The organism is Flavobacterium lindanitolerans (assembly GCF_002846575.1).
Classification (GTDB): Bacteria; Bacteroidota; Bacteroidia; order Flavobacteriales; family Flavobacteriaceae; genus Flavobacterium; species Flavobacterium lindanitolerans.
In genome coordinates, this window is the sequence record NZ_PJND01000008.1 from 446,726 (window position 1) to 466,881 (window position 20,156).

10 protein-coding genes are annotated in these 20,156 nt (G+C 41.8%); all 10 read right to left on the minus strand.

The features are described 5' to 3' along the window. Nucleotides 1-14: 14 nt before the first annotated feature. Entirely contained in the window at nucleotides 15-920 is a 906-nt protein-coding gene (locus tag B0G92_RS11930) for a hypothetical protein (protein WP_101472363.1), read from the minus strand. Nucleotides 921-1,197: 277 nt separating this feature from the next. Next, nucleotides 1,198-2,100 (minus strand): hypothetical protein, encoded by a 903-nt coding sequence (locus B0G92_RS11935; protein ID WP_101472364.1) that lies wholly within the window; start codon nucleotides 2,098-2,100, stop codon nucleotides 1,198-1,200. 39 nt (nucleotides 2,101-2,139) lie between these two features. Then, the gene (locus tag B0G92_RS11940; RefSeq protein ID WP_143395034.1) at nucleotides 2,140-3,036 is read right to left on the minus strand and encodes a hypothetical protein; all 897 of its coding nucleotides are present in this window, start codon (nucleotides 3,034-3,036) and stop codon (nucleotides 2,140-2,142) included. A 27-nt stretch (nucleotides 3,037-3,063) separates the two neighbouring features. Next, on the minus strand, nucleotides 3,064-3,960 hold the full coding sequence (locus tag B0G92_RS11945) for a hypothetical protein (RefSeq protein WP_101472366.1): 897 nt from the start codon (nucleotides 3,958-3,960) through the stop codon (nucleotides 3,064-3,066). A gap of 273 nt (nucleotides 3,961-4,233) precedes the next feature. Then, entirely contained in the window at nucleotides 4,234-5,079 is an 846-nt protein-coding gene (locus B0G92_RS11950) for a hypothetical protein (protein WP_143395035.1), read from the minus strand. 61 nt (nucleotides 5,080-5,140) lie between these two features. Further along, a complete protein-coding gene (locus B0G92_RS11955; protein ID WP_143395036.1) occupies nucleotides 5,141-6,025 on the minus strand; it encodes a hypothetical protein in 885 nt (294 codons plus the stop codon). 148 nt (nucleotides 6,026-6,173) lie between these two features. Further along, the gene (locus tag B0G92_RS11960) at nucleotides 6,174-15,395 is read right to left on the minus strand and encodes a beta strand repeat-containing protein (protein ID WP_101472369.1); all 9,222 of its coding nucleotides are present in this window, start codon (nucleotides 15,393-15,395) and stop codon (nucleotides 6,174-6,176) included. 88 nt (nucleotides 15,396-15,483) lie between these two features. Continuing rightward, on the minus strand, nucleotides 15,484-17,430 hold the full coding sequence (locus tag B0G92_RS11965) for an OmpA family protein (protein WP_101472370.1): 1,947 nt from the start codon (nucleotides 17,428-17,430) through the stop codon (nucleotides 15,484-15,486). Between the two features lie 14 nt (nucleotides 17,431-17,444). After that, nucleotides 17,445-18,365 carry a PorP/SprF family type IX secretion system membrane protein gene (locus B0G92_RS11970; protein WP_101472371.1) on the minus strand — a complete coding sequence of 307 codons (921 nt, stop codon included), beginning with the start codon at nucleotides 18,363-18,365 and terminating at the stop codon, nucleotides 17,445-17,447. An 18-nt stretch (nucleotides 18,366-18,383) separates the two neighbouring features. Further along, nucleotides 18,384-19,667 (minus strand): T9SS type B sorting domain-containing protein, encoded by a 1,284-nt coding sequence (locus B0G92_RS11975; RefSeq protein ID WP_101472372.1) that lies wholly within the window; start codon nucleotides 19,665-19,667, stop codon nucleotides 18,384-18,386. Between the last annotated feature and the right edge of the window lie 489 nt (nucleotides 19,668-20,156).

The following is a 20,156-nucleotide window of genomic DNA, read 5'->3' on the forward strand; positions in this document are numbered from 1 at the left end:
TGGCTCATAGTTCTTTAATTTATATATACGGCACTTAACAAAAGTGACAAAACTCCGAATGTATTGGTTCCCGACGAAACTCCTCCTCCAGACCTCCACAAAGAAAGTTTGGCATGGATAGTATGCTGTCCTGCAGGCAAATCGCGTACGCCAGACATGCTGAACTGTAATTGTGATCCTATATAATTTTGCTGTACAATCTGGAAAATACCCGTAGCCACATTATCTATATACAGTTCGCAACGGTAATAAGGCATCATAATAATCTGTCCAAATACCATAGATTCTAAATCGTCAATTCCTAACACAAAGTCTAAAAATACTGTTTTGGGTTCAGACAAAGTAAACGAATTACTGCTACCGGGAATTACAATGTCTAAAATACTGGGATTGCCTCTTACTATAGTAAATCTATCCTGAGAAGAGCTAACTGAATTCCTTGCTACAGAACTTGCAACATCTACCAGTTTGGTCACTTCAAAAGATGACACTGCGGGCACCCGCATAGAGAGTTCCCAGGTAGTGCCGGTGGTAGTACCCTTGCTAATGAATTCAGCATAATAGCCGGGGGGCAGCAGTATACTGCTTACATCTGTTACCGCATCTATTTTTTCCAAATTCTGTGCAGCAACCGTAAGATCCCGATTGCTGGTTGTATTCTTAATTCTGTAAATACGCCCTTTGAAGTTGCCAGGACCGCTAATAGCCACGGGCAGTTGAATTATGCCGTTGGTATTTCCATTATAGGCAATATAAAAATCAGAATCATTAAGGATAACATTTCCGGTCACTATTTTATAGTCACCGGCAAAAGAACCGTTAACAGCCAAACTGCTGCCCGGGTTTTTGGTGAATATACCAGTGTTTTGTGACATCATGCCTGTGCTGTAAAGCAACAGGATTAAAAAAATCTGTTTCATAAAAAATCTTTATGGCTTATAACTAAAATTTGCAGTCAATTTATGACTGCTTTGTATCTGGATTGTTATGATATCATTACTATGGACACAAATCTATCCAATAATAATGAGAAATTTTGAAGACCGGTTTAAAATCCCGAATTCCAAAAACTTTTTTTACTTTTTCTCCCTAAACAAGATTCCCACTAATTGCTTTAAACTTTTATTCATTATTCCGGCACCTTAATTTCTTTATCTTTACTAACCGCAAAGCATCTATTAAAACATAGGCTATTAATCAATCCAGATATACCCCATCATAAACAACAGACAAAACCATAAGACGTTGATTACCTGTATGACCGTCATCATTCCAACGGGTAATATTGACCCAGATGCCATGAGGACCGGCAGATAAATTAAGTACCCCGGAAATATTAAACCGTAACGAGGAACCTACATATTGTTGCTGTGCAATCTGGAAAAGATATGAGACCACTACTCCGTCAATAACTAAATCACAACGGTAATAAGGACTTTTTGAAAACACTCTCGGATAAGTATAATCAGCGAGCCCTATAGCAACATTTAAGAATACAGGCTTGGCAACAGGCATTGTAAACATTGTCTGGCTTTCCGGAAGAAACATAGGATTGTTATCTGCCACAGTAAACCCTGTCGGAGATATCGGATAGCCACCTATATCCATTCCAAAAGAATAGTCCAACGCTTTTTTAACAGTCACAGATGTCGCTTTACCATCCATAATTGCTAATAATTCCCAGGTACTGCCCGTGACTGTACCCCTACTGATTAATTTTGCATAATAACCCGGCGGCACCGTTACTGAAGACATATTGGCTGTTCCAGATATAGTTTCCTGTGCCGGGGCAATAACGGTTAGCATGTAATTGCTGGTATTCTTTATAGCATAAACACGTCCTTTTAAAGAGCCCCATCCGGCCGGAGGAAGATGGAGCATAGCGTCAGCATTCCCGTTATAGGCCGCATAATAATCTGTATAGCCCAAGACAGCATTTCCGGTTATAATTTTATAATCGCCCGCAACAGAGCCGTTAACTGTCAAACGGCTGCCCGGATTTTTGGTGTTTATTCCGGTATTTATTGCGGTGTTCTGGGCAAAACTTCCGGTTGCTGTAAACAAAAAAAGCAGTATGAAATATTTTGTAAATTGTAACATCGTAGAATTTTTTTTAAAATCAGGTGCTAAAAAAAGAGATTAATTCATCCTGACGGCATTTAGCAAAAGCGACAAAATTCCATATGTCATATTCCGCGGCTGCCCAAAGTCATGCCAGGAAGAGAGTCTGGCCTCAACAGTGTGTGTGCCTGCCGGCAAATCATATGCGCCAGACATGCTAAACTGAATACTCTTACTATGCTCCTGCACAACCTGAAAAATGCCTGTGGGTGTATTATTTATGAACAGTTCACAACGGTAAAAATGATAATAATCACCCGGAGAGAAAAAATTTATAAGACCAAGCCCTACTGAAAAGTTCAAAAATACAGTTTGGGGCTCATACGCGTAAAGCGAACCTCTGCTACCCGGAATTACAACATCTGTAACGTTTGGAGGACTTAAAGTAAATCTTGATTGTGGACTGCTATTCTTTGGCATTGCACTTGTAATGTTTAACAGATTCCTCACTGTTGAATTCTGTACAATAGGCACCAACATAGAAAGTTCCCAGGTAGTTCCCGTAGTAGTACCCTTGCTAATCAATTCGGCATAATAGCCATAAGGTACCTCTATAAAATCTACATCGCCTGCGGCGTCAATCTTCTCCAAATTCGATGCGTCAGGAAGAATCGTAAGACCAGTCTGGCTGCTTACATTCTTAATTCCGTAAATGCGTCCTTTAAAATTGCCCGGTCCGCTAATGGCCTTTGGGAGTCGCATTGTACCTTTACTATATGTACTATAGGCAATATAAAAATTGGAATCATCCAAAACAGTATTTTGGTCTGTAACTATTTTATAATCGCCTGCAAAAGAACCGTTAACAGTCAAGCGGCTGCCCGGATTTTTGGTGTTTATTCCGGTGTTTATCGCGGTGTTTTGAGGCATCATGCCCGTGCTGTACAGCAACAGGATTAAAAAAAGCTGTTTCATAATAAAATCTTTTTGGCTCATAGTTCTTTAATTTATATATACGGCACTTAACAAAAGTGACATAACACCAAATTGGGTGGTAAAAGCATAAGTTCCACCTACTAACCATAAAGAAAATTTGGCATGGATAGTATGCTGTCCTGCAGGCAAATCGCGAACACCAGACAGGCCAAACTGCAACTGGGAACCCTCTCCATCTAGTGGTACAATCTGGAAAAGCCCCGTAGCCACATTGTCTATATACAGTTCGCAACGATAAAAAACCACTAGCATCTGTACCGGTTGAAGAGTTGCTATATTATCGATTCCTGCTGTAAAGTTCAGAAATACTGATTGGGGTTCAGACAAGGTAAACGAAGTACTGCTATGGGGAATTATAGCATCTCTAATAGGCTGCAGATTTTCGTTTTTTATTGTAAACCTATAAGTGGTACTCGAATTCCTTGGTACAGAATATGCAACATCTACCGCTTTGGTCATTGATAAAGTTCGCACTACGGGCACCCGCATAGAGAGTTCCCAGGTAGTGCCGGTGGTAGTACCCTTGCTAATGAATTCAGCATAATAGCCGGGAGGCACCACTATACTGTACACATCTGTTACCGCATCTATTTTTTCCAAATTCTGTGCAGCAACCGTAAGATTCCAATTGTCGGTTGTATTCTTAATCCTGTAAATACGTCCTTTGAAGTTGCCCGGCCCGCTAATGGCCATGGGCAGTTGAATTATGCCGTTGGTATTTCCATTATAGGCAATATAAAAATCGGAATCATTAAGGATAACATTGCCGGTCACTATTTTATAGTCGCCTGCAAAAGAACCGTTAACAGCCAAACTGCTACCCGGGTTTTTGGTGAATATCCCAGTGTTTTGTGACATCATGCCTGTGCTGTAAAGCAACAGGATTAAAAAAATCTGCTTCATAAAAAATCTTTATGGCTTATAACTAAAATTTGCAGTCAATTTATGACTGCTCTGTATCTGGATTATTATAATATCATTACTATTGGTATAAATCTGTCCAATAATAATGAGAAATGTTTGAAGGCCGGTTTAAAATCCCGGCTCCCAAAATTTGTTTTTTTATTTATTCTGTATAAGAATATTTACTCTAATTGCTTTTAAATGTTCTTTTTTGCTTATTATTTCTTTGTTTTTACTAACCTGTCTATATTTATAAATTTACTGTTTTCCAAATCAATCCAAATATACCGCATCAAAAACAACAGACAGCGTTCCGAAGTTTTGATCACGGGTATAACCATCATTGTACCAACGCATGACAGCAGCATGGATAGTATGCGGACCAGCAGATAAATTACGAACACCCGAAATATTAAACTGTAACTGATACCCTATCTGCGATTCCTTTACAATCTGAAAAAGACCTGTGGGCATACCATCAATAAATAATTCGCAACGGAGATAAGGTTTTCTCGGATTATCAGTAGTGTAATCATCTATTCCTAACGCAAAACTTAAAAATATGGGCTTGGCAACAGGCATGGTAAACGTACTGCTGCTATTGGAAACAACGGCAAAACCGTTGTCGTTCACACTGAACCTTGTTGCCGCAACGTTTCCTTGCGGTATTGCATAAGAATTTCCGGACACCTGTACTATAGCATCTGTGTTGCCTTTAGCAAGCAGCAGTAACTCCCAGGTACTGCCCGTAGTAGTTCCCTTGCTGATTAATTTTGCGCAATAACCCGGTGGTATAATTACAGAAGATATATCGGCTATTCCGTCTATCATTTCTGTTCCATTTGCTACAACGGTAAGTGCAAAATTACTTGTATTTTTTATACTGTAAATACGTCCTTTGTAATTGCCTGAAAGAGCCGAGGGAAGTGAAATAGTACCGTTAGCACTTCCATTATAAGCGATATAATAATCAAGAACATCCATGTTATAGTCTCCCGTCACAATTTTATAATTAGTAGCAAAAGAACCATTTACAGTTAAGTTACTACCAGAATCTTTGGTATTTATCCCTGTAGTCTGAGCTCCGCTTTTGGTTGTCATAGCAAATGCAAACAGCATAAAATATCTTGTAAATTTTAGCATCATTAACAGTTTTTATAAAAATCTTTGTGCATAAAAATTAATCCATGTAGACTGCATCTACTACTAGTGACAAAATCCCAAAACTTTGATTTGTTGAAGAAGAAACCCCATTATTATGCCATCTGGTTATTCTGGTATCAATAGTATGTGTGCCTGCCGACAAACTTCGAACACCTGACATATTAAATTGAAGCTGATAACCAGTACCAATCTGTTGTACAATTTGAAAAAGACCTGTAGGCGTACCATCTATATACAGTTCGCAACGGAAGTAAGGAGGAGTAGTACTCGTCGCCGCTAGTTCATCCAGCCCAAGCGTAAGATTTAAAAATACAGGTCTGGCAACAGGCAAGGTAAATGAGCTACTACTGCCTGGGATTATGGTATAAGCCGAATTATTCACACTAAATGCTGATGCTGCAATGGCACCCTGAGGTGTTGCAACTGAAATATTTACCAGTTGATTCATTGTGGAAGCTATAGTAACATAGGCCAGCATAGAAAGTTCCCACGTACTGCCGGTTGTAGTACCCTTGCTTATCAATTCTACATAATAACCTGGAGGTACAATTACAGACGATATATCTGTAAGCCCATCTATCTTCTCTGTCCCACTCGGAACGATGGTAAGTTGTGAATTACTCGTGTTTTTGATTCCATAAATACGCCCTTTATAATTGCCTGAACCATTAATGAGCGCAGGAAGTGTAATTTCACCTGAACTATTTCCGTTATAAGCAACATAATAATCGGAAATACCTAAGGTCGTATTTTGTGTCACAATTTTATAATCAGCTGCAAAGGATCCGTTAACTGTCAATATACTACCCGGGTTTTTAGTATTGATACCGGTATTTTGGGACATCATAGTATTACTGCATAACAACAGACTGAAAAATAGAAAACTAAAAAACTGTTTCATAATAAAAATTTTATGGCTTATATAAGCAATGATAATTTTCTATTTGTATTACTAATGAATATTCATTAGTTCTATACAAATTTATCTCTATAGTAATAAGCAGGTTTTGGAGCCGGTTTGAAATGCCAGCTCCTAACACCTGTTATCTTTACTTATTCTGACTAAGCACTATTTTCTCTAATTGTTTTAAACGTTCGTCCATACTCTTTGTAGCTTCTTTCAACTGGTTTATTTCTTTATCTTTAGCTTCCAGTTGTTTTTGCTGCTCAATAGTATGCAGGTATAATTCTTCTACTTTTTCCAGGATTTGTATTGAAAGTTCAGACATATTAAAAATGTATTCGCCTTTATCATTTTGACGTAAGTCTTTGATGCTTGTAATACCAGGCAAATGTTTGTTTTCATTGATAAATGCTTCTACTTCTTTTATAGATTTGAAAGTATAGTCTTTTTTCAGTTCGGATGCACCGTTGAAATAGTCTTCAAATACATAGTCAGCATAAGTAGAATTGGCTGTTTCTATTGAACCGTTAACAGCAAGCAGCACATTTGCATTGGTAGTACCTAACATATTCTGGGTACCTATACCTACCTTTCCTGTACTGGAAACATGCACTCTGGAAGTACCATTGGTGATAAGTTCAACAGGTGTGGCCGAACCATTTGCCGTACCTACCAAAAGTCCTGTAGAAGTACCGCTTGATGTAAGTTGGGCACGGGAATTCAAATCCTGGTATAAATCTACCATACTACTTCCTGATGACACTCTAAAATTTGACCTTCCTGTTGTAGTAGCATTTGTTATGTAAGCTCCATTAGAGTAGTTAAATATGGTTTCTCTGGTTTCTGGTGAAGCTACCGGCAAACTTGTCGACCTGAATCTAAGAAATTTACCATTCATATTTACTGTTCTATCGCCTGCCAAACTACCGTCAGCCGTATAAATGTTATCCAGAGTGTTTTTGTTTACCCACGTTGGAACACCTGTTGCATCAGTAGTCAGAACCTGGTTGTTACCCGCATTGGCTATTTTGGCTACGGTTACTGCATCATCAGCTATTTTGGCTGTAGTTATGGAATTGTTTGCAATGCTTAATGCGGCATCTGCCAGAACGGAGTTTGCCAAAGTGTTGGCACTGTTCACCTGAATAATACCGTCTGTAGACAGTGTCTTGCCTAAGCCTGTTGCTGTCGTGTTCACCGAAAGCGTACCGTCTGCAGCTACTAATAAGCCTGTTCCCGGTTTTACAGCTCCTGTTGCGGAAGCCGTTGCAGGGCTTACGTTTACCGTATAGGCCGTATTGTTGCCACTTGTTGCAGAAGTTACCGTGGTTGCCGTTCCTGCTACTACAGAACTTGTCTTCTGGTTATTCTGAAGGGCCGTCGTGTTTACAGACAATGTTCCGTCTGCCGCGATGTTAATTGTCGGTGCCGTACCTGCTTCTTTTACAACTCCTAGGTTAGCACCGTTGGCTGTCGGTACGTTTACGGTATAAACAGGATTGTTAGGGTTGGTTGTATTGGTGGCTACCGTAACATTCGTACCTGCCGCTACTGTTGACGTCTTGTCATTGGCAGCAACTACCGGAGCAAGATTCAGTGCCACACTGGACACTCCATTTACCGTTGTAGTCAAATTTGAACCTGACAAGGTAGTGATAACGGCATTCACAGCAGCTGCCGAAGCCACTACCCCATTTACTGTTGATGTCAACGTATTGGTACCGTTATTAACCAAAGTGTTTGTGGTAGCAGGAACCAGGGCTGACTGGTTTACCCAGGTTGGTGCGCCTGTTCCATCTGTAGTCAAAACCTGATTGTTACCCGCATTGGCTATCTTGGCTACAGTTACTGCATCATCAGCTATTTTGCCTGTAGTTATGGAATTGTTCGCAATACTTAATGCTGCATCTGCCAGAACAGAGTTCGCCAAAGTGTTGGCACTGTTCACCTGAATAATACCGTCAGTGGTTAGTGTCTTGCCTAAACCTGTTGCTGTCGTATTCACAGAAAGCGTACCATCTGGAGCAATAGTCACTGTAGGATTACTTGCTGCTTGTTTTACAACTCCCAGGGTAGTACCAGCCGTTGGTACATTAACCTTATAATCCGTAGTATTGCCGCTTACTGTTGAAGCTACCGTAGTATTGGTCCCATTGCTTAATGTTGTCAACTTTTGGTTTGACTGAATATTTCCTGCCGTTACATCTACATTATATGCCGTGTTGTTTCCGGTTACAGAAGATGTTACCGTTGCCAGTCCGCTTCCTGTAACCGAAGTTGTCTTTTGACTTGACTGTACAGACGAAGGGTTTATTTCAACAGTATAGGCTGTATTGTTACCGCTGGTTGCCGAAGTTACTGTGGTAGTTGTACCGCTTACTACAGAACTTGTCTTTTGGTTATTCTGAAGTGCAGTGGTATTTACCGACAATGTTCCGTCGGCCGCGATGTTTATTGTCGGAGCCGTATTCGCTTCTTTTACAACACCCAAGGAAGTACCGTTGGCTGTTGGTACGTTTACAATATAGTTTGTAGTATTACCTGAAACAGAATTGGTTACCGTAGTATTGGTTCCAGCCGCTACGGTTGCCGTTTTGTCGTTGGCAGCAATTACCGGAGCCAAATTCAATGCCGAGCCAGACACACCGTTTACCGTAGTAGTTAAGTTTGAGCCTGATAAAGTAGTAGCGACTGTATTTACTGCCGGAGCTGTTGCCACTACCCCGTTTACTGTTGATGTCAAAGTATTGGTACCGTTATTAACCAAAGTGTTTGTGGTAGCAGTGACCAATGTTGATTGGTCAATCCAAGATGGCGTGCCTGAACTATTTGTTACCAAGACCTTGTTATTACCTCCGGAAGCCAGTTTAGTAACTGCTACATTTGCAGCAGCAGCGATATCAGCATTCACAATAGTACCGTCCAATATCTTGGCGCTCGTTACCGCTCCATCCTTAATGTTGGCAGTTACGGTAGTCAAGGTAGCACCACTACCATTAGTAATATCCAAGTCTGAAGATGTAAAGTTCTTACCTGCACCAGGATCCGTTGGCGTACCTGTTCCACTTAGGTTGACAGACAGCTCTCCATTAGAGTTAATTTTTATCGTTGGGTTGGTAACAGCCGCCTCTTTTACAACTCCTAAAGCAGTACCGTTAGCAGTTGGCACATTAACAGTATAAATAGGATTGTTAGGATTGGCATTATTGGTAGTTATTGAAGTGTTTGTACCTGCTGCTACTGTTGCCGTCTTATCGGATGCATTAGGAATAGTGTTAATATCAACATCAATTTTACCTGTGACGGTGTTTAATTTTAAACCCGCACCTGCTAAAGCCGTTGGACTTACATCTACCTGATAATTAGTTGTATTTGCAATTGGTGTAGTAGTTACCAAAGTGGTATATGTTCCACTACTTACTGTAGTATTTTTTTGATTACCTGGAATCAATACTGATTGATCTGTCCATACTGGAGTTCCAGATGCATTAGTTGTCAGTACCTGATTGTTTCCTGCATTGGCTATTTTGCCAGTTGTAATTGTACTGTTAGCAATATCTGCATTAACAATAGTACCGTCCAATATTTTGGCACTGGTTACCGCGCCATCCTTAATGTTAGCCGTTACGGTCGTTAATGTAGCACCATTACCATTGGTAATGTCAAGGTCTGTGGATGAAAAGTTCTTACCTACACCCGGATCTGTTGGCGTACCCGTTCCGCTTAGGTTAACTGACAGTTCTCCATTAGAGTTAATTTTTATGGTAGGATTAGAAGATGCTTCCTTTACAACCCCTAAATTACTGGCTGTGGCGGTTGGCACACTAACCTTATAATCAGTAGTATTTCCGGTTACTGTTGAAGCTACCGTAGTATTGGTACCATTACTTACTGTTGTCAACTTTTGGTTTGACTGAATATTTGCTGCCGTCACATCTACATTATATGCCGTGTTGTTTCCGGTTACAGAAGATGTTACCGTTGCCAGGCCGCTTCCTGTAACTGAAGTCGTCTTTTGACTTGACTGTACAGACGAAGGATTTATTTCAACAGTATAGGCTGTATTGTTACCGCTGGTTGTCGAAGTTACCGTTGTGGTTGTTCCATTTACTACCGAACTGGTCTTATCATTGGCAGCAATTACGGGAGTAAGATTCAATGCCGTGCCAGACACACCGTTTACCGTTGTAGTCAGGTTTGAACCTGATAAAGTAGTGGCAACAGTATTCACTGCAGGCGCTGTAGCCACTACCCCGTTTACTGTTGATGTTAATGTATTAGTACCGTTATTGGCCAAAGTGTTTGTAGTCGCTGGCACCAAAGCAGACTGGTTAACCCAGATTGGTGCACCTGTTGCATCAGTAGTCAGAACCTGATTATTACCCGCATTCGCTATCTTGGCTACAGTTACTGCATCATCAGCTATTTTGGCTGTAGTTATGGAATTGTTTGCAATGCTTAATGCCGCATCTGCCAGAACAGAGTTCGCCAAAGAGCTGGCACTGTTCACCTGAATAATACCGTCAGTGGTCAGTGTTTTTCCTAAACCTGTTGCTGTCGTATTTACAGAAAGCGTACCGTCTGCAGCTACTGATAAGCCTGTTCCCGGTTTTACGGCTCCTGTTGCGGAAGCCGTTGCAGGACTTACGTTTACCGTATAGGCCGTATTGTTGCCACTTGTTGCAGAAGTTACTGTGGTCGCCGTTCCTGCTACTACAGAACTTGTCTTCTGGTTTGACTGAACATTTGCTGCCGATACATCTACATTATAAGCCGTGTTGTTTCCACTTACAGAAGATGTTACCGTAGCCAAGCCGCTACCCGTAACCGAAGCCGTCTTTTGGTTGGACTGTACAGCCGAAGGATTTATTTCAACAGTATAGGCCGTATTGTTGCCGCTTGTTGCTGAAGTTACTGTTGTGGTCGTGCCGCTTACTACCGAACTGGTCTTGTCATTGGCAGCCACTACCGGAGCCAGATTCAATGCCGTACTACCCACACCGTTTACCGTTGTGGTCAAGTTTGAACCGGATAAGGTGGTAGTAACGCTATTCACTGCCGCTGCCGTAGCCACTGCTCCGTTTACGGTTGATGTGAGTGTGTTGGTACCGTTATTAACCAAAGTGTTTGTGGTGGCAGGTACCAAAGCAGACTGGTTCACCCAGGTTGGTGCGCCTGTTCCATCTGTAGTCAGAACCTGGTTGTTACCCGCGTTGGCTATCTTGGCTGTAGTTATGGAATTGTTCGCAATGCTTAATACCGCATCTGCCAGAACGGAGTTTGCCAAAGTGTTGGCACTGTTCACCTGAATAATACCGTCTGTAGACAGTGTCTTACCTAAGCCTGTTGCAGTCGTGTTCACCGAAAGCGTACCGTCTGCAGCTACTGATAAGCCTGTTCCCGGTTTTACAGCTCCTGTTGCGGAAGCCGTTGCAGGGTTTACGTTTACCGTATAGGCCGTATTGTTGCCACTTGTTGCAGAAGTTACCGTGGTCGCCGTTCCTGCCACTACAGAACTTGTCTTTTGGTTGTTCTGAAGTGCTGTCGTGTTTACAGACAATGCTCCGTCTGCCGCGATGTTAATTGTTGGTGCCGTACTTGCTTCTTTTACAACACCTAAGGCAGTACCATTGGCTGTCGGTACATTTACGGTATAAACAGGATTATTAGGATTGGCATTATTGACAGCAACCGTAGTATTTGTACCTGCAGCTACTGTTGCCGTTTTATCAGTTGCATTAGGAATGGTATTAACATTTACAGTCAATGTTCCATCAGCAGCTACGTCTAACCCGGCTCCTGCTTTTACCGCTCCGGTTGTTGTTGTGGTTGCAGGATTAACATTTACTTTATAGTCTGTTGTATTTCCAGCTGATGTGGAAGCAACAGTTGTATTTGTACCATTACTTAATGTCACAATCTTTTGGTTTGCCTGAACGATGTCTTGTATGCTGATGGTATGGGAAGTACCCGTATTGTCAACATAGGTAAAGCTGGCTCCGTTATAGTAAACGTTACCGCCCACCGAAGTGTTCGTAAGGTTCGTAATCAGCTGGTTCAGCACACTTGTATTGCTGATAATGTCATTGAAGTTGCTCACAACATCTGCAGGAACGTCAATAGTGACCTGCGTACCTGCCTCGTTCGTATAGGTATAGGTACCATCATTGTTATTCACTAATGTGGTTATCGTTTCGTTGCCCGTAACCAGTTGTGCCATGTCAAGCGTGGTCGTGTTGCCGTTCTCGTCCTTGTAGGTCAGCTTCTTGGTAGCCGAGTCATAGCCAAGGATTGTAAGCGTTTCATTAGCATCGATGATGTTCTTGATAATAGTGCTTACGGAACTGTTGTTCATGATGTCCTGAAAGTTTTGGATGACATCTGCAGGAATGTCGATGGTCGTTACGGTGCCATTTTCTGACGTATAAGTGTAGGTTCCGTTGTTATTGTCTACCAGCGTTGTTAAAGTCTCGTTACCTGCAACAAGCTGTCCTAAATCAAGCATGGTAGTATTACCGTTCTCATCCTTATAGGTCAGTTTTTTAGTTGCCGAGTCATAACCCAACACCGTTAGCGTCTCGTTCGCATCGATGATGTTCTTGATAATAGTACTTACGGAGTTATCGTTCATGATATCCTGGAAGTTCTGGATAACATCCGCAGGAACGTCGATGGTCGTTACAGTACCGTCTTCTGACGTATACGTATACGTACCGTTGTTGTTGTCTACCAATGTGGTTACCGTTTCGTTGCCCGTAACCAGTTGTGCCATGTCAAGCGTGGTCGTGTTGCCGTTCTCATCCTTGTAGGTCAGTTTCTTGGTAGCCGAGTCATAGCCAAGGATTGTAAGCGTCTCGTTCGCATCGATGATGTTCTTGATAATAGTACTTACGGAGTTATCGTTCATGATATCCTGGAAGTTCTGGATAACATCCGCAGGAACGTCGATGGTCGTTACAGTACCGTCTTCTGACGTATACGTATACGTACCGTTGTTGTTGTCTACCAATGTGGTTACCGTTTCGTTGCCCGTAACCAGTTGTGCCATGTCAAGCGTGGTCGTGTTGCCGTTCTCATCCTTGTAGGTCAGTTTCTTGGTAGCCGAGTCATAGCCAAGGATTGTAAGCGTCTCGTTCGCATCGATGATGTTCTTGATAATAGTGCTTACGGAATTGTCGTTCATGATGTCCTGGAAGTTCTGGATAACATCCGCAGGAACATCGATGGTCGTTACGGTGCCATTTTCTGACGTATAAGTGTAGGTCCCGTTGTTGTTGTCTACCAGCGTTGTTAAAGTCTCGTTACCTGCAACAAGCTGTCCTAAATCAAGCATGGTAGTATTACCGTTCTCATCCTTATAGGTCAGCTTCTTGGTAGCCGGGTCATAGCCCAATACCGTCAACGTTTCGTTGGCATCGATGATGTTCTTCACAATCGTGCTTACCGAATTGTCGTTCATAATGTCCTGGAAGTTCTGGATCACATCCGCAGGAACATCGATGGTCGTTACGGTGCCATTTTCTGACGTATAAGTGTAGGTTCCGTTGTTGTTGTCTACCAGCGTTGTTAAAGTCTCGTTACCTGCAACAAGCTGTCCTAAATCAAGCATGGTAGTATTACCGTTCTCATCCTTATAGGTCAGCTTCTTGGTAGCCGGGTCATAGCCCAATACCGTCAACGTTTCGTTGGCATCGATGATGTTCTTCACAATCGTACTTACCGAATTGTCGTTCATGATGTCCTGGAAGTTCTGGATCACATCCGCAGGAACGTCGATGGTCGTTACGGTGCCATTTTCTGACGTATACGTATACGTACCGTTATTGTTGTCTACCAATGTGGTTACCGTTTCGTTACCAGTAACCAGTTGTGCCATGTCAAGCGTGGTCGTGTTACCGTTCTCGTCCTTGTAGGTCAGCTTCTTGGTAGCCGAGTCATAGCCAAGGATTGTAAGCGTTTCATTAGCATCGATGATGTTCTTCACAATCGTGCTTACCGAATTGTCGTTCATGATGTCCTGGAAGTTCTGGATGACATCCGCAGGAACGTCGATGGTCGTTACGGTGCCATTTTCTGACGTATACGTATACGTACCGTTGTTATTGTCTACCAATGTAGTTACCGTTTCGTTGCCCGTAACCAGTTGCGACATGTCAAGTATTGTGGTCCGTCCGTCCTCATCCTTATAAGTCAGCTTCTTGGTAGCCGGGTCATAGCCCAATACCGTCAGCGTTTCGTTGGCATCGATGATGTTCTTCACAATCGTGCTTACCGAATTGTCGTTCATGATGTCCTGGAAGTTCTGGATGACATCTGCAGGAACGTCGATGGTCGTTACCGTACCGTCTTCTGACGTATACGTATACGTACCGTTGTTGTTGTCTACCAATGTGGTTACCGTTTCGTTGCCACGAACAATGTCCTGGATGTTGATGGTATGGGAAGTACCTGTATTGTCAACATAGGTAAAGCTGGCTCCGTCATAGTAAACGTTTCCGCCTACCGAGGTGTTCGTCAGATTCGTAATCAGCTGGTTCAGCACACTTGTATTGGTGATAATGTCATTGAAGTTGCTCACAACATCTGCAGGAACGTCAATAGTGACCTGCGTACCCGCTTCGTTCGTATAGGTATAGGTACCATCATTGTTATTCACTAATGTTGTTACAGTTTCGTTGCCACGAACGATGTCCTGGATGTTGATGGTATGGGAAGTTCCCGTATTGTCAACATAGGTAAAGCTGTTTCCGTCATAGTAAACGTTTCCGCCTACCGAGGTGTTCGTCAGATTCGTTATCAGCTGGTTAAGCACGCTGCTGTTGCTGATGATGTTCTGGAAATTGCTGATGACATCTGCCGGCACATTGATAGTGACCTGAGTGCCTGCTTCGTTAGTATAGGTATAGGTACCATCATTGTTATTGACAAGTGTTGTTATCTTTTGCAAATCCGACAAAGCTATCCTCACATTATTTCCATCACTATCTGTCAGAATCAAATCCTGACCGTTTTGGGTCAGGCTGACATTGGTCGTGTTGGTATCATCGCCATTGCTAATCATTTTAATCCATTTGTTCTCATACCAATAGTAGAATCCCGGTGTAACACCTAAAGGAGCGGTTCCGGTTTCTGCCGTGTTAAAAACCAATAAGCTATTGGGCAGGGTTCCCGTATTGACGATCGGGTTCATACTGCTGGTACTCTGAAGTGCCACCCTTGGTATAAGAATACCTCTTTTCTCTGGTTGCCCGTCAACAGTTACTTCTAACTGTGATGAGTTATTAGGGGTTCTGGTTCCTATTCCTACCTGGGAATAAGCTGCAGAGGCTCCTAATATCGCAATGGCGGTGAGTAATAATTTCTTCATGATCGTAGTTTTAGTTTATTCTTAGTGCCGGCCTTAATATCTCCGTAAAACACGGCCAAAGGCTTTTAGTTTTTAAAATGTTTATTTATTATTTGATTTTTAGGATAACAAACTCGCTTCTCCTGTTTATTTCATGTTCCCTATCTGTACATTCCACACCATCAGAACATCCATTTCTTAACTGTGTTTCACCGTAACCTTTAGCCGAAAGTCTGCTGGAATCTATTCCGTGGTCTATCATATACCGCTTAACAGCATCGGCTCTTCTTTGGGAAAGCTTCAGGTTGTATTCACGTGTGCCTCTACTATCTGTATGGCATCGTATTGCTACCGTCATTGCCGGATACTGCCTCATGACGTCTATTATCTTCTCCAGGTCAAGAGCTGCATCAGGTCGTATGCTTGCTTCGTCAAAATCAAAATAAATATCCCTGATACCAAAGGCATCTGCAATATTTCCTTTTTCCCTGATTTCAGTAATTCGTTTTTGAAGAGCGATATCTACCTCTACAAAACCATTTGAACCATCTGACTCAACACTCTTTTCGTCTGTCAGGTAGTCTTTCTTTTCTGCACGTATATGATATCGTTTGCCCTTTTGCAGTTTTGTCTTAAAAATGTAATTACCCTTGCGGTCTGTGACTGCTTCTTCCAATAATTTAAACTTGTCATCAAAAAGGCCAAGTTTTACATTTTCCAAGCCTTTATCGTTTATCGAATCGCTTACATGTCCTTCCACAAACTGTTCATTTTCCAATTTCCTGTTTTCTTTCAATCTGTAGATATCGTCATATCCCATTCCTCCATTTCGGTTGGAAGAGAAGAAACCACCTTGTGATTTGGTATCAATCATAAAGGCAAAATCATCCTGACCTCCATTAACAGGAGTACCCACATTCTGGGGTTTCTCAAATCCGTTTTCGCCCATCTTACTTCTGAAAATATCCAGTCCTCCCAATCCGGGATGCCCGTCTGAAGCGAAATACAATTCATTTTCGTCAGATATAAATGGAAAAGTTTCTTTACCTTCCGTATTGATTTCTTTTCCCAGGTTTTCAGGTTTGCTGAATGTACCGTCAGCATTTATGCTTACCTTATAGATATCTGACTGTCCTATAGAGCCCGGTCTGTCTGAAGCAAAATAAAGCGTCTTGTCATCCGGGCTAAGTGCCGGATGCGCCGTGTTAAATTCATCGTTATTGAATGGTAACTCGGTAACGTCTCTCCATTTTTCATCTTCAAAAGTTGCCTTGTATATTTTTAGTACAATCCTCCTGTCTTTACTTCTTCCATTTTTTCCGTTATTGTAGTTATTGCGGGTAAAATATATGGTCTTCCCGTCTTGCGTAAAAGCCGGTGTAGCCTCATGGAAACCGCTACTGATTTCATTTGCAAATCTTTCCGGAGCTTCCAGAGTACCGTCACTTCTTACCTTTGAAGCATACAGATTCGTAAACGGAAGTTCTGTCCACCTGTCTATCCTTTTTGCGGCGCCTTTTTCTTCTCTTGAAGAAGCAAAGATGAGAGAGCCTTTATAAAAGGCTGTACCGTAATCCTGTCCTTCAGAATTGATTCCTGCGCTTTCAATACTATATCGTCCGGAGTTATCCAGAATAGCAGACAGATAATCCTTGTCTCCTTCATACAATCTTCCTCTGGCATCAATGGCATTCTTTTTTGAAAATCTGTCCATCATCTGTGCCGATTTTTCATAATCGCCAATAGACTTCAGCGTCTGGGAATACCTATAAAAATATTCAGGCTCGGGTTCTTCAACTAAAGCAAACAGTTCCGTATACCATTTGTTGGCTTTTTGAAATTCAGCATTGAAATAGTAGGCGTTGGCCAGTTTTTTGAGCAGGTCTGGTGAACTGTATCCTTTTGCGACTATGTTTTCATAAACAGTAATGGCATCGATATAGGCAAAGTCATCATAGAGCTTATCCGCTTTTGCCACCTTTCTTTGCTGGGCTACAGCAGAAAGTGTAAAAAAAACAGACAGCCATATGGTCATTACGAGGGTAATTTTTTTCATAAATATCCAGGAGTTTAGAAGAATCGAGGCGTCATTACCTTGTCATATTTTTTAAACAATTCAAATCGTAGAAATATCTCGTGAGAACCTGAATTATAGGTCGCCAGTTTGGTAGTTTCTGCATCATAGGCATAGCCGGCAAAAAAACCGTCGGTCATTTGAAATCCAACCATAGCACTCACAGCCGCACTCCATCTGTAGGCTACTCCGGCCGTTATTTTTTCGTTGAAAAGGAAATTGGCCGAAAAATCTGCCTGAAGCGGTGCCCCTTCAGCTATTTTAAAAAGAACGGATGGTTTAAATTTCAAATCCGGATTTAATTCAAAGACATGTCCTCCCATCAGGTAGAAATGCATATTTTGTCTTGCGGTGGAATAATTTCCATTATCCTGATAATGTTTGGTTTCAAGGAAAGCAGGCACAGAAAGCCCTACATAAGTATCTTTCGAATACAAAAAGGCACCTGCCCCAATATTTGGAGTAAAGGAATCTTCTATATTACTTTGAAATCTGGGGTCGTTAGGGTCATAGATATCCAGTTTGGTATAGTCAACGTTTAACAGGTTGGCCGTTGTTTTCAATCCGAAGGCCAAATTGAACTCTTCCGAAAGCCTAATCATATAGGAAAAATCGACCGAAATATTATTCTCACTGGATGGTCCTATTTTATCGTTCACAAAAGAGAGCCCAAGCCCAACATTGCTATTACTTATAGGAGAATGTAAGGCGAATGCGCCGGTTTTTGGTGCCCCTTTCAAGCCTATCCATTGTGCGCGATAGAGCCCAAAAATGCTCAACACATCTCTGGAACCTGCATAGGCAGGATTGATGTTCGCCGTATTGTACATATACTGGGTATACTGCGAATCCTGCTGGGCAAACCCTACTGCTCCTACAAGAAGAGCCAGCAAGGCAAGCTTATAACTGGTTTTCATGTTCTGTTTGTTTTCTGATTAGTTATCGTTCAGATATAGGTAACCTGCCTTTTCAATATTTCTTTTGTTTCCGGATGGCGAAGAAAATTCATAGGTAAGCACATAGAAATAAGTACCGGAAGGCAATTTGCTGTCTGGTTGTATGGTTGCTCTTCCATGCGAAATGCCATTGAATACATTCCCATCAGAATCGTAATTTGTAGTTTCAAAGACTTTCACGCCCCAACGGTTGTAGATACTCACCCTGTTGTTTGGGTAGTGCGTGATGCCGTCAATAAAAAAGTAGTCGTTTTTGCCATCACCGTTTGGAGTAACCCCGTTGTAGATTACGATATTTCCTTCCGGTTCTACTCTTCTTTTTACTTTGGCAAGTGTAAATACGCCAAATCCCGAAGTTGTGAAAAAAGACGTCACGGTTCCTGTGCCTCCATTGCCTCTATCGACAATTCCGCCTTCATCAACCCAAAGGTTCTGCTCTTCATTCCAGCGGACAATAGTCACTTTTTCTTCCTCTACGCCAGAGCCTTCAAGACCACGCCAGATAAATTCAGGAGTTGTCAATTCGTTCCAGGTAAGAGAAAGCATAATTTCGGTCTCCCCGTCTAATCTGTCAATTGTCCAGTATTCGGTATTGTCGATTACCTCTACATTTCCTGCCTTGCTGGCGTGTGGATATAAGGCATTGGAGTTTTCGAGAAAGTATTTCCCTATAAATGCGTCGGTAGGTGCATTTGGAGATGTAGGTGCTATTTTGGCTGGTCTGTGGTATCCTCCATTCCCTATTGGAAACCAGAATTCCTCATCACCGTTTTTTTGTACGTATCCGTCAATATGACTGTCATTGTCGGTATTGGAATGGGTTGCCTTGTTTTCATAAACAGCCAGACCATCACCTTCACCTTTCACAATACCGTTTAGTAAATCAGAATTGCCTGATATACTTATTGTTCCCGAAAGCCTGAAAGGAGGTTGTGGTGAACTGTTGTTGAAAAGTACATCATAAAATTTAAAGTAGTCGCTTGGTGCATTTCCGGAAATAGACTGCAGCCTGTTACCCTCAAACAAGGTATAGCCACGTTGTCCTGACGTGAAACTTACTTTTCCGTCGTTGTTAAAATTTCGGAAGACATGGAACTCTCCGTCATTTGTAAAGGTTGCTGTTGGGGTATTGTCAAAATCCAGATAGGTAGAAAGTGTGGTTCCCGGCAATACTGACATTTCTCCTGTATTTGCCATCTGTGCCTGCATGCTCCCCCCAAAGAGCAGTACTAAAAATAAATTCCCGATTATTGTTGTTCTCATATTATCCTCTGGTATCCCTTATCCTTACTTACTTTTTTGCCGCGCCCAGCGGGATCCGTACGAAGAACTTTACCCCTAAAACTCTTACGGCTTTCCCGCTTCCGCAGCCTGAAAAAGCGCCCGGCAGTGCTGCCTCTACCACAATACAGCACTCATGCAGGACGAGCGTCCTATAAGAGCATGTTGGGCCTTCTTTTTATCATGTATTTTTTACAATCTACATTACTGATAACATTTAATCCTTAAAAAATAAATACTAACCTGAGAACAGTTTTCATGGATAAAACTATCCAATGATGAAAAACACACACAAGTAAGAACCCATTCTCTTCAGAATATTTTTAAGTAGGGATTTATATAATCCTAAAGGATTTGTAGAAAGCTGGGGCATAGCTTTATGATTACAGAGATTAAATAACTCTCAATCACAGTACAAAGATGTGACGGTTACTTAGAAGGTTATAGCAAAAAGTAACAACTGGCAGTATA

Excerpts from the sequence above, each read along its gene's own strand:
- B0G92_RS11940 (WP_143395034.1), bottom strand. The coding sequence starts at position 3,036 with ATGAAACAGCTTTTTTTAATCCTGTTGCTGTACAGCACGGGCATGATG.
- B0G92_RS11970 (WP_101472371.1), bottom strand. The coding sequence starts at position 18,365 with ATGAAAACCAGTTATAAGCTTGCCTTGCTGGCTCTTCTTGTAGGAGCA.
- B0G92_RS11930 (WP_101472363.1), bottom strand. The coding sequence starts at position 920 with ATGAAACAGATTTTTTTAATCCTGTTGCTTTACAGCACAGGCATGATG.
- B0G92_RS11935 (WP_101472364.1), bottom strand. The coding sequence starts at position 2,100 with ATGTTACAATTTACAAAATATTTCATACTGCTTTTTTTGTTTACAGCA.
- B0G92_RS11955 (WP_143395036.1), bottom strand. The coding sequence starts at position 6,025 with ATGAAACAGTTTTTTAGTTTTCTATTTTTCAGTCTGTTGTTATGCAGT.
- B0G92_RS11965 (WP_101472370.1), bottom strand. The coding sequence starts at position 17,430 with ATGAAAAAAATTACCCTCGTAATGACCATATGGCTGTCTGTTTTTTTT.
- B0G92_RS11950 (WP_143395035.1), bottom strand. The coding sequence starts at position 5,079 with ATGCTGTTTGCATTTGCTATGACAACCAAAAGCGGAGCTCAGACTACA.
- B0G92_RS11960 (WP_101472369.1), bottom strand. The coding sequence starts at position 15,395 with ATGAAGAAATTATTACTCACCGCCATTGCGATATTAGGAGCCTCTGCA.
- B0G92_RS11975 (WP_101472372.1), bottom strand. The coding sequence starts at position 19,667 with ATGAGAACAACAATAATCGGGAATTTATTTTTAGTACTGCTCTTTGGG.
- B0G92_RS11945 (WP_101472366.1), bottom strand. The coding sequence starts at position 3,960 with ATGAAGCAGATTTTTTTAATCCTGTTGCTTTACAGCACAGGCATGATG.